General features: G+C 43.2%; 13 protein-coding genes. 10 read left to right on the plus strand and 3 right to left on the minus strand.

The window, feature by feature from the left end; translation table 11 throughout:
- Nucleotides 1-311: 311 nt before the first annotated feature.
- From FS458_RS01430 to FS458_RS01450, 5 genes are all read left to right on the plus strand, one after another.
- The gene (locus FS458_RS01430; protein WP_144696989.1) at nt 312-1,142 is read left to right on the plus strand and encodes a flagellar hook-basal body protein; all 831 of its coding nucleotides are present in this window, start codon (nt 312-314) and stop codon (nt 1,140-1,142) included.
- 12 nt (nt 1,143-1,154) lie between these two features.
- Nucleotides 1,155-1,982 carry a flagellar hook-basal body protein gene (locus tag FS458_RS01435; RefSeq protein ID WP_144696992.1) on the plus strand — a complete coding sequence of 276 codons (828 nt, stop codon included), beginning with the start codon at nt 1,155-1,157 and terminating at the stop codon, nt 1,980-1,982.
- 15 nt (nt 1,983-1,997) lie between these two features.
- Nucleotides 1,998-2,285: a DNA-directed RNA polymerase subunit beta gene (locus tag FS458_RS01440; RefSeq protein ID WP_260858238.1), complete on the plus strand. Its 288-nt coding sequence runs from the start codon at nt 1,998-2,000 to the stop codon at nt 2,283-2,285.
- Nucleotides 2,286-2,423: 138 nt separating this feature from the next.
- A complete protein-coding gene (gene fabZ / locus FS458_RS01445) occupies nt 2,424-2,849 on the plus strand; it encodes a 3-hydroxyacyl-ACP dehydratase FabZ (protein WP_066398842.1) in 426 nt (141 codons plus the stop codon).
- Between the two features lie 138 nt (nt 2,850-2,987).
- Nucleotides 2,988-3,665: an HAD family hydrolase gene (locus tag FS458_RS01450; protein WP_144703185.1), complete on the plus strand. Its 678-nt coding sequence runs from the start codon at nt 2,988-2,990 to the stop codon at nt 3,663-3,665.
- Between the two features lie 244 nt (nt 3,666-3,909).
- On the opposite strand, the gene FS458_RS01455 is transcribed toward FS458_RS01450, so the two are convergent.
- Both FS458_RS01455 and FS458_RS01460 read right to left on the minus strand, forming a co-directional pair.
- Nucleotides 3,910-5,346, minus strand: a complete 1,437-nt coding sequence (locus FS458_RS01455) for a 4-hydroxyphenylacetate 3-hydroxylase family protein (protein WP_144696995.1) — start codon at nt 5,344-5,346, stop codon at nt 3,910-3,912.
- Nucleotides 5,339-5,806: a cysteine dioxygenase gene (locus tag FS458_RS01460; RefSeq protein ID WP_186320410.1), complete on the minus strand. Its 468-nt coding sequence runs from the start codon at nt 5,804-5,806 to the stop codon at nt 5,339-5,341. Before FS458_RS01460 ends, FS458_RS01455 begins: the two co-directional genes overlap by 8 nt.
- Before the next feature lie 172 nt (nt 5,807-5,978).
- Between FS458_RS01460 and FS458_RS01465 the strand changes: the two genes are divergently transcribed.
- Nucleotides 5,979-6,407, plus strand: coding sequence for an RrF2 family transcriptional regulator (locus FS458_RS01465; protein ID WP_144697001.1), 429 nt, complete (start codon nt 5,979-5,981; stop codon nt 6,405-6,407).
- A 30-nt stretch (nt 6,408-6,437) separates the two neighbouring features.
- On the opposite strand, the gene FS458_RS01470 is transcribed toward FS458_RS01465, so the two are convergent.
- Nucleotides 6,438-7,472, minus strand: coding sequence for a class I SAM-dependent methyltransferase (locus tag FS458_RS01470; protein ID WP_144697003.1), 1,035 nt, complete (start codon nt 7,470-7,472; stop codon nt 6,438-6,440).
- Between the two features lie 125 nt (nt 7,473-7,597).
- On the opposite strand from FS458_RS01470, the gene FS458_RS01475 reads away from it, so the two are divergent.
- The 4 genes from FS458_RS01475 to FS458_RS01485 all read left to right on the plus strand — a co-directional run bounded on the left by FS458_RS01475 (nt 7,598) and on the right by FS458_RS01485 (nt 13,870).
- Nucleotides 7,598-8,194, plus strand: coding sequence for an SGNH/GDSL hydrolase family protein (locus FS458_RS01475; protein WP_313957511.1), 597 nt, complete (start codon nt 7,598-7,600; stop codon nt 8,192-8,194).
- A 21-nt stretch (nt 8,195-8,215) separates the two neighbouring features.
- On the plus strand, nt 8,216-8,692 hold the full coding sequence (locus FS458_RS01480) for a GNAT family N-acetyltransferase (RefSeq protein WP_144697009.1): 477 nt from the start codon (nt 8,216-8,218) through the stop codon (nt 8,690-8,692).
- A gap of 164 nt (nt 8,693-8,856) precedes the next feature.
- On the plus strand, nt 8,857-9,033 hold the full coding sequence (locus FS458_RS20505) for a hypothetical protein (protein WP_156499221.1): 177 nt from the start codon (nt 8,857-8,859) through the stop codon (nt 9,031-9,033).
- A 499-nt stretch (nt 9,034-9,532) separates the two neighbouring features.
- Complete coding sequence (locus FS458_RS01485) at nt 9,533-13,870, plus strand: alpha-amylase family glycosyl hydrolase (RefSeq protein ID WP_144703187.1); 4,338 nt, start codon at nt 9,533-9,535, stop codon at nt 13,868-13,870.
- The last annotated feature ends 36 nt before the right edge of the window (nt 13,871-13,906 follow it).

Raw genomic sequence — 13,906 nt, forward strand, 5'->3', positions numbered from 1 at the left:
ACCAGCTTATAGGCTCTAAGTTGAATTTTATAGGCCCTAAAATGAAATTTATAAGCCCTGAAAAACCTTTTATAGTCCTTCAAAAAAATTTATAATCCTTCGAATGGATTTATAGGCTTTTCGACAAACAAGCGGGTGGGGTCCGCTGCTCCATGTCACTTTACTTCTCCTCACCACCTCTAGGACAAAATCCTCATCATGAAAAAGGAATCTCACAATTTTTGCAGAAATCTATTAATAATTGTAAAAAACTGTCGATACAACGGAAGAGACATTTTGTGTCCAGATTACGAATACAGGAGGAATACTCCGTGTTAAGAGGCTTCTATAATGCTGCAGCTGGCATGCTGGCACAGCAGCGCAAACAAGAAATTTTAACGAACAACATGGCGAATGCGAATACGCCTGGATATAAAGCGGACAATGCGAGTCTGCGCACGTTCCCAACGATGCTGCTTCAGCATATGGGGGAGACAGAGAACGGAAAAAAACTGCCGAACAACTACCCGATTGGACCTGCTGCACTTTCAACAGGTGTTTACGTGCAGGAAACAACTCCTAATTTCCTGCAAGGAGACATGCGCGAGACGGGAATCAAAACGGATATGGCACTTCTTCAAGGACAAGTTCCGGTAGACCCAGAAACAGGGAAGCCAGGAGGACTCTTTTTCAGGTTGAATGTGAACGGTGAGGAGCGCTTTACGAGAAACGGGCATTTTTCAGTTGATGCAGAAGGCAGTCTTGTTACGCCTGAAGGCTATTATGTGCTTGGAACAGACGGCAACCCGATAACGGTGAGAAGCGACAATTTCACAGTGAACAAAGACGGTATGGTGCTTGATAACGGTGCAGTTGCGGGGCAGATTGATGTTGCGTACATCACGAACCCTAACGATCTTGTAAAAGAAGGCACAGGGTTGTTCAGACTGGATGGAAACGGGAATGCGCCAAGTGCTCTTGGGAATCCAAACATCACGTACAACGTGCAGCAAGGTTTTGTAGAACGTTCGAACGTTAACACGGAACAGACGATGACAGAGATGCTGACGGCTTACCGTGCGTTTGAAGCCAATCAAAAAGTGCTTCAAGCCTACGACCGAACGATGGAAAAAGCATCGAATGAAATTGGCCGAATCGGCTAGGGGGATCTAAACATGAACCAGTCTATGATTTCAGCAGCAGTAACGATGGGTCAGTTGCAACATAAGCTCGATACCATCTCAAATAACATGGCGAACAGCACGACGAACGGCTATAAAAGACGCGAGGCGCAATTCTCTGATATTCTTTTTCAGCAGATCAATAGTGAAGCATTGAACCCGACAGAAGCGGGCCGTCTAACGCCGAACGGAATTCGACTTGGCAGCGGTGCGCGTGTTTCTTCAACTGCGCTCAGTTTAGAAGCGGGCACGCTCCAGCAGACAGGCAGGCTTCTTGATGTAGCGCTCACACAGCCTAGCTATTATTTTCAGGTTTCCGCGGTAGATAACAACGGAAATGAATCGTTGCAGTTCACACGAGACGGCGCGTTCTATCTGTCACCGTCTGCTAACAACCCTAATGAGATGGAACTCGTTACATCAGAAGGCAATAAAGTAATGGGTGTAAACGGACCGATTACGATTCCAGCTGACCATAGCAAAATTACCATTGGACAAAACGGCCAAGTTTCGGTAACGTTAAATAATGGAGCGATTGTTGAATCAGGTCAGCTTGCGATTGTGAACATGGTGCGGCCGCAGTTGATGGTATCTGTTGGACAGAACTTGCAAGCGCCACAGGACATTCCGTTGAATCAATTGATAGAGGAAGTAAATGCTGGAAGAGGGAAATTCGTTCAGCAAGGTGCACTCGAATCCTCGAATGTAAACATCTCCACGGAGATGACGGAAATGATTCAAACACAGCGTTCTTATCAATTTAATGCGCGTTCTCTTACAATTGCTGACCAAATGATGGGGTTAGTAAACGGGCTTCGCTAAATGAGGTAGGTTTGTATGACGAATAAGATGCAAGAGTTGAATAAAAACGAAAAACCGAAAACACAGCGTTACCAAGAGAAAGAAACGTCTTCTAAAGACGAGAAGAAACAGTGGTACCAACGCCGAACGAAAAGAAGCTTTCCGATCTGGCTGCGTCTTCTGCTTCTTGTCTGTGGAATCATTGTCTGCTTTGCTGTTGGTACGATGGTTGGATATGGCGTAATCGGTGACGGTAAACCGATGAACGTGTTTGAAAAAGAAACATGGACACACATCATCGACCTTGTAGAAAAAGATGCGTAAAGATATAATAAAAAAACAATGACATTGCATGAAAGTCATTGTTTTCTTTTGGTGTAAAATTAGTACCAGGTAACAATACCAAGTATAATTAAAATAGACTATAAAACATGAGTGAAAATAGAAAGGTGATGATTGTATATGCTAACAATCGAAGAAATTAAAGAAATCATTCCGCACCGTTACCCGTTCTTGCTGATCGACCGCATCTTAGAAGTAGAAGAAGGAGAGCGCGCTGTTGGAATCAAAAACGTTACAGCAAACGAAGAATTCTTCAACGGCCACTTCCCAGAGTACCCGGTTATGCCAGGCGTTTTGATCGTAGAAGCACTTGCTCAAGTAGGTGCAGTCGCGATGCTGAAAAAAGAAGAAAATCGCGGACGTCTAGCATTTTTCGCAGGCATCGATAACTGCCGCTTCAAAAAGCAAGTCGTACCTGGCGATCAGCTTCGTCTAGAAGTCGAGATGACACGTGTGCGTGGTTCGATCGGTAAAGGCAAAGGAATTGCGACTGTGGATGGGCAGGTAGCCTGCGAAGTCGAGATCACCTTTGCACTAGGCAAATAGGGGTCTGACCCCACACAATTATCATAAAAGCTTGAAATGGAGCATTCCCTGAGGGTGTATGTCCTATTTCAAGCTTTCTTTTTATGCTATTTTTATTTTAAGCTTTCAAAATAAGGCAGCGAAGGAGTATATAGTATGATGAAGAATTATGAATATATCTTGTTTGACTTAGACGGCACTATTTCTGATCCTAAAATCGGTATAACAAAATCTGTTCAATACGCCCTGAAAAGAATGGGGATCACAGAAGAGAATCTTGATCACTTAGAATCTTTTATCGGGCCGCCGCTTCAACAATCTTTCTCAGAATGTTATTCCTTTAACGAACCACAGATTCAAACTGCCGTCACGTTCTATCGAGAAAGATTTAAAGACATAGGCATGTACGAGAATACACTTTACGAACGTATACCATCACTTCTTCAAGAACTGAGTGATAATGGCCATACATTAGTTATCGCAACTTCTAAACCTACTGTTTTTGCTGAAGAAATCTTAAAATACTTCAATATCCACCACCATTTTGACCTGATCGTTGGCAGCAATCTCGACGGAACACGTACAAGCAAAACAGAGATTATCCAGCACATACTTCACCATTACAGCGATCAACCAAAGGGATCATTCATCATGATAGGTGACAGAAAGCATGACATTATCGGGGCACATAACACAGGTATCGATTCAATAGGAGTTACATACGGTTATGGTTCATTGGAAGAACTTACGGCTATAAAACCTACAAAAATTATTAACTCTGTTTCAGAAATTAGGGAATTCTTGTTGAAAGACACAAATATTCAAAATCAGAGCTGAATAATAATTAAATATCTTGTTGTAGCGTACTTGTGGAAACGACACTTTACCTATATGTCCGCACAAGACGATCGCTGTTTAATAAATACGAGGTAATTCCTTTTATATCCGCAGATAAGCTCATTAATTCCGGGTATAAGCCCAATAATTCCGTGTATAAATTTATTTATCCGATTTTCGACATATTACAACTTTTATAAGTTGCCGAGATTGTTACACCAGAGCGTATATACATCATCAACTATTACAAATACAAATCAAGCATCTTCCTAAGAGCCGCTTTATCATGCCCCGTATACTGAGCGGCTTTATTTCGAATCGGATCGCCGGCATAGAAACGCTCGTACAATTCGTGCCTCGAGCCTAGCGAACTGCCTATCAAATCCCACGCTAATTTAAACAATTTTGTCTTTTCAACAGCATCAACGTTTTTACCCTTATAGTACTTATCCAACATATGGCCGATCGGTCCATCGAAATCAGCGATAACGGATGGAGTTTGCATGAATCCACCTGCTCCGATCAACTGCAATAATTCGATCGCGCGCGGATAATAAGTGGTACCGAGATTTCTTGCTGTTTCAATAAACGAAAAGTGCGGTAGAAAGATGCCTTGACCATTACACTTACCCGCCGATTCACTCGCAATGACAAGCCCTTTGATCGTTTCACTCTGCATAAGGAGTTCACCTAATTTTTCTTGTACGTGCAAATACTGATTGGCTCCGATGCTTTCTGCAATTGCATGCCCGATCGCAGCAGTGAACTCCAATTTTACTTGAAGACGAACGATCGCTTGATGATAGGCGAGAGCGTTGGCGACAGGGTCATTTTTGAACTGCCAAACCGCGTCTGGATTTTCGTACAATAATACTCTTTCCCATGGGATCAATACATCATCAAATATCAGGACCGCGTCCATCTCATCAAAAGCGGAACTAAGCGGATAATCAGCACGCGACACATTCCCAGAATCAAACCCTGCGCGGCAGATCATATGCAATCCCTTGCTGTTCGCCGGAACAATCAGCGCACTAGCCAACGTCTTCTCCTTTTCACCCCATTTTGCAACAGGAAATACGATGAGATCGTTGGAATACGGAGCGGCTGTAGCGATCATCTTGCCACCACTAACATACACCCCTTCACTTGTTTTTCGTGTGATACGGAGAAGGCCAAGTTCTTCGGCAAGAATCTCGCCACTCACACTCCGGTTAATCTGCGGATCTCGCTGAACAACCGTTAGAAAACGGTTTTCATCTCGTGCTGTTTCATAATACGTTTTTATTTTTTCAGCAAAATGCTTATCGAAAGTGTCATATGCCAAACGATTTCCGTACCATCCTGTTAAACGAGATCGGGCATAATCGGACAACCGGCTCATCACGCCTGAAGTCGCTCTGCTCCAAGTTTCAAAAGCGATTTTTCTTTTTAGCAGATCATCCTGTGAATGAGGAACTAGAAAAGACGTGTGTATGCGCTGCTGTTGCTCTCTAACATGCTGCACTACGCTAATCTTATCCTGATGCTCAGCACTACTCATCATATTGAATAAAGAGCTGATGGTAGATAATGTCCCAGCAAAATGAGGATCTGTCGTCACATCTGTCACACTGCCGTTCAGCCAAACCGAACGGGCGTCTTTTAAGCTATGAATAAATGATTCACCATAGTTATTCATGCGGCTTGTACACCTGCCCAGTCCCGAGTGGAGGAGAATAGATATGAAGAGTCACCGTGGCTGAGAGCGAAGGGTTGTACATGGCGTGGGTCGTATCTCCCTCCACAGAAAACAGTTCACCTTCTTGGTAATACTCATTTCTCTCATACTTCACACCATCTTTTTCCTTCGCATACAGAAGATTTAACACAGAACCGTCCACAACATAAATCCATCCTGAAGAGAACCCATGATCATGCACGAGCGTTTTTGAGAAGTGAGGTAAGAAGATTAATAGAACCTCGAAAAGTTCATTTTTAAAAATTACATTCCTTCCATACTCCAAGTCCTGTGGAGTTGTTAATAGTTTCTCTACATCCTGAAAAGTAGGAGAGAGCTGTAGCAAGATATTTTCTGCATCTTCTCTATTTATGTGTGAAAACGTGCGAAATACACGCTCAATTTTTTGTATAAAATCCAACTTCCATTTCCCCTTTGCTGCCTTTGACGACATTGTTGATAAACGAAGTCGCCTTTATATAAGGTATGAGGCTTAAGGGACAAGCGTTACGGCACCGCATAATAAATGGACGAATCATGGAATATATCGAACGGTTAACCATAGAGTGATAGAGATGGGAAGGAGGAGGGGTATGAAGATCTCGAGCAAAGGAGAATATGCGCTTCGAGCGTTAATCGTGTTAGGTGCACAATACCCGCAGCTTGTTCAAACAAAGGATATTGCAAGAGAGACCCTTGTTCCTTCTAATTACTTGGAACAGATCCTGTTACTTTTAAAAAACTTAGGCTATGTGAAAAGTAAAAGAGGGGCAAGTGGAGGTTATACGCTAAAAAGAGAGCCTTCACAGATTTGTATTGGAGAAGTTGTTCGTGATATAGAAGGACCGCTCGCTCCGATGAGCTGTGTGAGCGTTACAGCCTATGAATATTGTCCGCTAGAAGATAAAGCTTGTCTGTTACAGCCTTTATGGCGTCTCGTTCGAGATGTTGTTGCCGATCTGCTTGATCACACTACTTTAGAAAACTTGCTGACCGGAAATCTTCCATCGAAATCAAAATAAAAAACCTGGAGCTCCCTCCAGGTTTGAAGTCTATTTCGCCCTCGCCACGATCCCGTTATGCACCTTGATGTACCCATGGCGCATGATCTCCAGACCATTTTCATGCAGATAGAGTCCCATCTGCTCTAATGTCATCAGCTCGCGGTACGTATGGTTCATCACATCCGCCATGATCTCGTAATATAGCTTGGAACGCATTTGCGCACGAGGTGTTGTCATCACGATATAGCCGCTCGGTTTCAAGAATTTTCGATGCCACTCAACAACTTCAGCTTTCATAGAATCTGGAAAATGCTCTAACAACCCAACGCTGAGCACGATGTCGAACTCTCTACCATATGGCAGATTGCGGATATCATCTACAACATATGAAATGTTGAAGTCGTTTTTATAATAAACTTTATCTCCGCCCGTTCGTGAATTTTTCCCCAAAAACGGATAAGATTCAGGAAATTCTGCGAACCGTGCATCTCGACAGAACGGATCGTAATCCACCATCACCACTTCACCGTCAGGGTACATCGCAGATAGCTGCATCGCCTCATATCCTTCAGCGGCACCCAAAAATAGAATGCGAGGTTTATCCACGTCCAGTCCCTCGAACAAAGCTCTCTTTCCGCGCGGATCCCAGATGCCGTCCTGAATGCGGTGCACATAATTCCAGAGGTGAATCCGCACGTAATCACCAAGAGCTGTCTTTATTTCGCTAGGCTTAAAGCTTGTTAAACTTTTCAAAAATGCACCCTTTTTCTCTCCGATCTCAGCGGGAACATCCTTAGAGAACCATTCGTGAAACGACTGGTTGAACATCGTCCAGGATGTATGAACCGGAAGCATCTCACCGTGTGTTTTTTCCCACTCTGTTTTTTCTTTTGAGAAAGTAGTCACCTCATACGGTTTGCCAATGTCTTTCCACGTCACAGTGGACCAATCGTTCACCGTATTTACTTTTACAAACTTTTCATATTCTTTTCTGTCTCGATACTGGCGCAAATCCATTCGGTATGACGGTCTCATTTCCGTTTGACCTAACGTTTTCGGCTGCTGAACCGCTGTTTCAAGCATGATTTACCCTCCTTAAAAAAGGATTTTTTATAGATATTCAAAGAAAGAATGTAAAATCCTCTAAAACCTAACATTTCACTTCAACATGATAAAATAGAATAAAGAAAACAGGGAGGGAAATGGTTATGAAGATTATTTTTATCGGAGACAGCATCACAGCTTCAAATAAAAACACAGATCCAGATCGACTTGGGGATGGGTACGTTCGCATGATTAAAGAGGTCTTACCAAAGGAAGTAACGGTGATCAATAAAGGGGTGAACGGACATCGCGTGACAGACCTCGCTTTCCGGTGGCAGCGAGATGTAATTGATCTTGAGCCTGATCTTTTATCTGTTTCCATCGGAATCAACGATGTGTGGAGACAGCTCGACAGCCCTCAATTGGAGCAGGTGGATGCTTCTAAATTTGAGGAAGTGTATCGGGAGTTGTTAACGCAGCTTTCACCAAAAACAAAACTTGTCCTTATGGAACCTACGATCATAAAAGAAAACACAGGATCTCAAGGAAATCAGCTGTTGATTCCTTATGTGGAAGTGGTCCGAAAGTTAGCAACAGAATTTGATGCAGTGCTCGTACCTACGCATGAAATTTTCCTCAACCATCTAACCAAAAAGCCAGATGTGTCCTTAACAACAGACGGTGTACATATGAGACGAAAAGGAAACGAACTCATGGCAAAAACGTGGCTGGAAGCTGCAGAATCACTTGTTACCCTATAAAACTGAACAGGAGTTACATAGATGGCAAACATTACACTTACATTCTTTAATGAGATACATCGAGACTCGTTAAACGCATTTTATTTACCTCAGGAGCAAGAAAAATTCACGGCTATGCCTAGTGATGCCTTAAAAAAGTGTGAAAAAGATCGGGGTCGTCATCCTGTGGTTATTGAGGAAAACGGCAATACAGTAGGTTTTTTCGTCCTGCATATCGGTGAAAACATTGGAGATTTTACCGCAAACCCAAACGCGATGGTGATTCGTGCGCTATCCATCAATCATCCCCAGCAAGGAAAAGGGTACGCAAAAGAGGCGATGCTGCAGCTACCACTGTTTGTTTCCAAACACTTTCCAGAAGTGAACGAACTCATTCTAGCCGTAAATTTTAAGAACGATCCAGCAAAAAAGCTTTACGAAAAAGTAGGCTTTGTAGATCGCGGTCAGATCAAACATGGTCCAGTCGGGCCGCAATATGTGCTGCATTACGATGTTTGATTGTTAAGCTCATATAAAGCTGATTTTAGAATTGTAAAGTGTTGGTTATGACTTGGTAAATTGCGTCTTTTCGGGTTTTTTTCATGATATATTCTGAACAGGGACAGAGAAATCCCATACTCATGCAAAAATCATAATGAAAATCCGAAGGGAGCAATTGAACAATGAGCAAAACGTTTTTGGCTAAAATCGGAGCATCTCTTTTGGCAATATTTTTGATCACTGCATGTAGCAACGCGGAAGACACAAATACTGAAGAAGATACAAGCACAGAACAATCTGATACTCAAGATGAAGAAACTTCAACAGATGAGGAATCAACGGAAGAGTCAGCTGAATAAGAAAAGAAATGCCGGGCCTCTACCTTCCAGAGAGGACCCGGTTTTTTGTTGTTTGAAGTAATTTGACATGGGACGAGTAAGTTTCACTGCAAGGTGCGTGCATCTTATAAAATTTCACGGTACGTGTTTTTTAATTTATTACACGTTCGCTCAAACATGGCCGCTTTTCGCTCCAAACATCTCTTGTTTCGCTCCAAATAACCATCGTTTTGCTCAATAAACCCCTGGTTTCGCTCCATAACCCTCAGATTTCACTCTTGACTTAAAAAACAAGTAAACAGCTATCAACTTCATATTTCCAACCCCTCTACCACCTTGGAAATGTCGAAAACATAAGAATATTTAACTATTTATAAACAGTTTTATCAGCCGAACGGCTCATTTCCAATATATAAAAACATGGCATAATAAAAATAATGAAAGCGTTATCTTAAAAGTATTTGTGCAAACGCTTTCGCTAATTTGCACACCACTAAAAGGGGGAAATGAAGTGAGGAAAATGAAATCTCGCAACACGGTTTCTTGGTTATTGCTTTTTACGCTAATTTTGCAAACGTTTGCATCTGCATTACTCATACAACCATCTTCAACAAAAGCAGTAGAGCGCAACGTAACGCTTGTTGGAGATCTGCAATCTGAACTTGGTGGTTCTAGTGACTGGAATCTGGCAGAAGTAGCTACAAAAATGGAACTTCAACCGAACGGAAAGTACAAGCTTACAGGAAAACTTCCTGCCGGAACCTATGAATACAAGGTTGCGATCAATGGTTCATGGGATGAGAACTATGGAGTGGACGGAAAACAAGGTGGCGACAACTATAAGTTGACGATCGACACGGAAAAAGAAGTGACATTTGTTTACGACGATACGACCCATAAATTAACGATTCCAGAACCACTTCCTGCTGAGAAAACACCGAGAATCGTAGGCGATATTCAGCCGGATATCGGAGCAGGCGGCGAGTGGACGCCTGGTGAATCGACTGCCCTTTTACAAGATGAAGACGGTGACAACATCTACACATACACCGCACAAGTACCAAAAGGAAAACATGAATTTAAAGTAGTGCTCGGTAACAATTGGGATGCCCCAAATTACCCGGCAGATAACATGAAATTAAATGTACTGAAAGACGCAGAGATTACGTTTTTCTACAACCATGACACAAAAGAAGTGTATACGAACTATGACGCGGGTCTTCCTGATGGCAGCGTGAACGCGGGCAAGCTTCACCATGATACATGGAACGAAGCGTTTCGTGCGCCGTTTGGAGCGATTAAAGCTGGACAAGACGTAACACTCCGCCTGCAAACGAAAAAGGGCGACCTGACTGGCGCGAAGCTATATCTTCGTAACTATAACTCTGGCAATACAACGGTAAAAGATATGGTGAACGCTGGTTGGACAACAGTGAATGGCGAAGACATCGAGCTGTGGGAAGCTACGGTTACACCTGAAGAAAAAGGGGTGTACGGCTATAAATTCACCGCGCGCGATGGAGATGCAGTAAAAGAATATGGAGAAGATACGGGTGAAGGTGGAAAAGGAACAGCCGCAGATACAAACGCTGCACTATTCCAGATGACGGTGTACGATCCGTCTTACAAAACACCTGACTGGATGAAAGAATCAGTTGTGTATCAGATTTTCCCGGACCGTTTTTATAACGGAAACAAAAAGAACGATACGGCTAAAACAACAGCACGTGGCACTGAACCGATCGAGCACAGAGATTGGAATGAGCTCCCTGATAATCCTCGTCAAGCAGAAACAGAAGGATATGACGGAGACGAGATCTGGTCGAACGATTTCTTTGGCGGTGATATTGCTGGTATTCAGAAGAAATTAGACTATATCGAGTCACTTGGCGTCAATACTCTCTACTTGAATCCGGTCGCACATGCGGCATCTAACCATAAGTATGATGCGACAGATTATAAAGCGATCGACCCGATGTTTGGGTCACCAGAAGAATTTAAGGCTTTTACAAAAGAACTGAAAAAACGCAAGATGCATTTGATCCTTGATGGGGTATTCAACCATGTTGGAGACGATTCGATCTATTTTGACCGTTACGGAAAATATAAAACGGTCGGAGCTTACGAATATTGGGCAAACATCTACGACCTGATGAGTACGAAGGGTCTAACAGAAACAGAAGCGAAAAAACAAACAGAAGCGAAGTTCAAGAAAGAAGGACAAGAGTTTAGTCCATACGGCTTTCATAACTGGTTTAACATCGAGAACGAAAAAGTGAACGGTGTTTATAAATACCAGGCGTGGTGGGGCTTTGACTCACTTCCTGAGATCAAATCGGTTCCAGGTGAAGCGGTAGACTATGATTCTGAGTTGAACAACAAGCCGTTCGCAGACTATATCATGTATGACAAGGATTCTGCTGCAAAATCGTGGCTAGATCGCGGTGCATCAGGCTGGCGATTGGACGTTGCGAACGAAGTAGATACAGAGTTTTGGAGAGAGTTCCGAAAAGAACTTAAGGAAGGTAAGAAAGAAGATCCATTAATCCTAGGTGAGATCTGGGATGATGCGTCTGAATACTTCCTTGGCGATCTGTATGATTCGGTAATGAACTATCGTTTCCGCGGAGCGATGATCGATTACTTGAAGAACGGTAACGCAGAAGGTGCCGAGAACCAGATGAACGCAGTGTTTGAAGATTACCCACAAGAAGCGTTTTATGCGCTAATGAACTTGATGGGATCTCATGATACACCTCGTGCAGCGTTTATCCTTGGAAACGGAACAGATTCTTACGAGCGTGCTGAGCTGGATCCGAAGTACGATCATGAGCTAGGTGTGAAGCGACTGAAGCTTGCGGCGATCTTACAGATGGGTTATGCGGGCGCACCGACTCTTTATTATGGAGATGAAGCGGGCGTTACAGGCTCTAAAGATCCGGATGACCGCAGAACGTATCCATGGGGCTCTGAAGACAAAAATCTTGTAAAGCACTATCAAAACATCGGAAAAGTACGTAGTGATTACCACGATCTCTTCAGTTATGGTGAGCTTCACCACCTATACGCTGAAAAAGATGTGCTAGCATACGCTCGTACAGATAAGAAAAATGCAGCTCTTGTAATCACAAACCGCGGCAACGAAGATAAGACCGTTGAACTGGACGTGAAGAAGCTGATCGTAAACAACGTAAAGCTAACAGATCAGCTGAACAAAAAGTACAAAACAGCTGTAAAGGATGGAAAGCTAACAGTAACCGTTCCTGCGATGAGTGGTCGTATGCTCGTTTCGGATAAGCACCAGAATCTGAAAGCGCCAAAAGCGGTGAAAGATGTAAAAGCGTCAGAAAGCAGTCACTCTGTTTCGCTTTCATGGAAAGGTGACGCAAAACGTTACGCAATCTATCAGACCACAATCTCTGGTGCTTTTTATGAAAAGGTAGCAGAAACGAAAGGCAACTCAATCAAGATCGATAACTTGGACAACGGACGCAAGTATTATTTTGCAGTCGTTGCAATCGATAAAAACAACAATGAATCTCTAAAAACAGAATCAAAAGCCGCGATTCCGCATGTGGCGTTAAAGAACGGAAACTATAGCATTTCAAATGTAACAGCGTTAAAGAATGGCGTGATCGACCTATCTAAGCCACAAACCGTTACAGCAGATATCAAAATCACAGGTGAAACAGAGACGGATCTTGCAGAAGGATTACAGAGTGAGCTGCAAGTAAAAGAGCCAGGCAAGACGAACTGGACATCTCACAAAGGAACGTACACCGCTCAAAACGGAGAATATAACACGTTTAGCGCAGATTTCTTACCTTTTAAAGAAGGAGCGTATCAATATCGTTACGCGTTCTCAACCGATCTAGGCAGAACGTGGGTCACAAGTGAAACAAAGACAGTTACCTTTACAAAAGGCGATGACACGACTGCTCCTGCAACATCTGTAACATTAGAAGAACCAGCGCAAGAGTCAGGACAAGTGAATCTGAAGTGGTCTGTAGAAGGAGCGAACGAGCCTTATCTGTTCACGATCATTCGTGATGGAGAAGTTATTGACCAAGTTCTTGATACGAGTACCACAACGTACAAAGATCTGAACGTAACGAACGGAAAAGTCTACAGTTACGAAGTTCACATCTACGACAAAGCCGGTAACAGCGTGAAGTCGAACGCCGTTCAAGTAACACCAGATCTTGTTATGGTAAAAGTCACAATGAAAGTAAACGCACCAGCCTACACACCACAAGGCGTGGATGTTACGATGCCAGGTAGCAAGAACGGCTGGAACACTGGCGCGTGGAAGATGACGCGTGGCGGCGCTGTAACAAATGATTATGAATATACGTTCGAAGCGCAAGAAGGTGAAGTGATTACGTACAAATATGCAAAGAACAGCTCTTGGGATCAAGAGGGTCTTGCTGACCATACACCGAGTAATTCGAACGATGATGATGTAAGTTATTACGGATACGGTGCAACAGGAACAGACCTGAGCTTTGTTGTTACGAACCAAGGTGGCAATGCGATGGTCGTTCAAGATAAGATCTTACGATGGATCGATATGCCGGTTGTCGTTACCTCTCATACGGATGGTCAGACCGTAACTTCTGACACGATCACACTAAAAGGAAATGCCATCAAAGAAGGTGTGATGACGATTAACGGTCAGCCGGTTACGATTAATGATGACATGACGTTCTCACACACGGTGAACTTGAGTGCAGGAGAGAACAAGCTGAACATTCATATCGAACCGTCAGAAGAAAACAAAACTACTATTTTCAAAAATGACGGCGGCGCGATTGGAAAGAACACGAAAGATATCGTTATGACGATTAATAAGAATTAGTTTGGAAGGATGCTGCTTCTCTTGAGGAGCGGCATC

Origin of the sequence: Fictibacillus phosphorivorans (assembly GCF_007673525.1) — a bacterium.
GTDB classification, from domain to species: Bacteria; Bacillota; Bacilli; order Bacillales; family Fictibacillaceae; genus Fictibacillus; species Fictibacillus phosphorivorans_C.

Bases quoted from the DNA above. Each gene is read 5' to 3' on its own strand.
- FS458_RS01435 (WP_144696992.1), top strand. From the start codon at position 1,155: ATGAACCAGTCTATGATTTCAGCAGCAGTAACGATGGGTCAGTTGCAA.
- FS458_RS01440 (WP_260858238.1), top strand. From the start codon at position 1,998: ATGACGAATAAGATGCAAGAGTTGAATAAAAACGAAAAACCGAAAACA.
- fabZ (WP_066398842.1), top strand. From the start codon at position 2,424: ATGCTAACAATCGAAGAAATTAAAGAAATCATTCCGCACCGTTACCCG.
- FS458_RS01450 (WP_144703185.1), top strand. From the start codon at position 2,988: ATGAAGAATTATGAATATATCTTGTTTGACTTAGACGGCACTATTTCT.
- FS458_RS01455 (WP_144696995.1), bottom strand. From the start codon at position 5,346: ATGAATAACTATGGTGAATCATTTATTCATAGCTTAAAAGACGCCCGT.
- FS458_RS01465 (WP_144697001.1), top strand. From the start codon at position 5,979: ATGAAGATCTCGAGCAAAGGAGAATATGCGCTTCGAGCGTTAATCGTG.
- FS458_RS01470 (WP_144697003.1), bottom strand. From the start codon at position 7,472: ATGCTTGAAACAGCGGTTCAGCAGCCGAAAACGTTAGGTCAAACGGAA.
- FS458_RS01475 (WP_313957511.1), top strand. From the start codon at position 7,598: ATGAAGATTATTTTTATCGGAGACAGCATCACAGCTTCAAATAAAAAC.
- FS458_RS01480 (WP_144697009.1), top strand. From the start codon at position 8,216: ATGGCAAACATTACACTTACATTCTTTAATGAGATACATCGAGACTCG.
- FS458_RS20505 (WP_156499221.1), top strand. From the start codon at position 8,857: ATGAGCAAAACGTTTTTGGCTAAAATCGGAGCATCTCTTTTGGCAATA.
- FS458_RS01485 (WP_144703187.1), top strand. From the start codon at position 9,533: ATGAAATCTCGCAACACGGTTTCTTGGTTATTGCTTTTTACGCTAATT.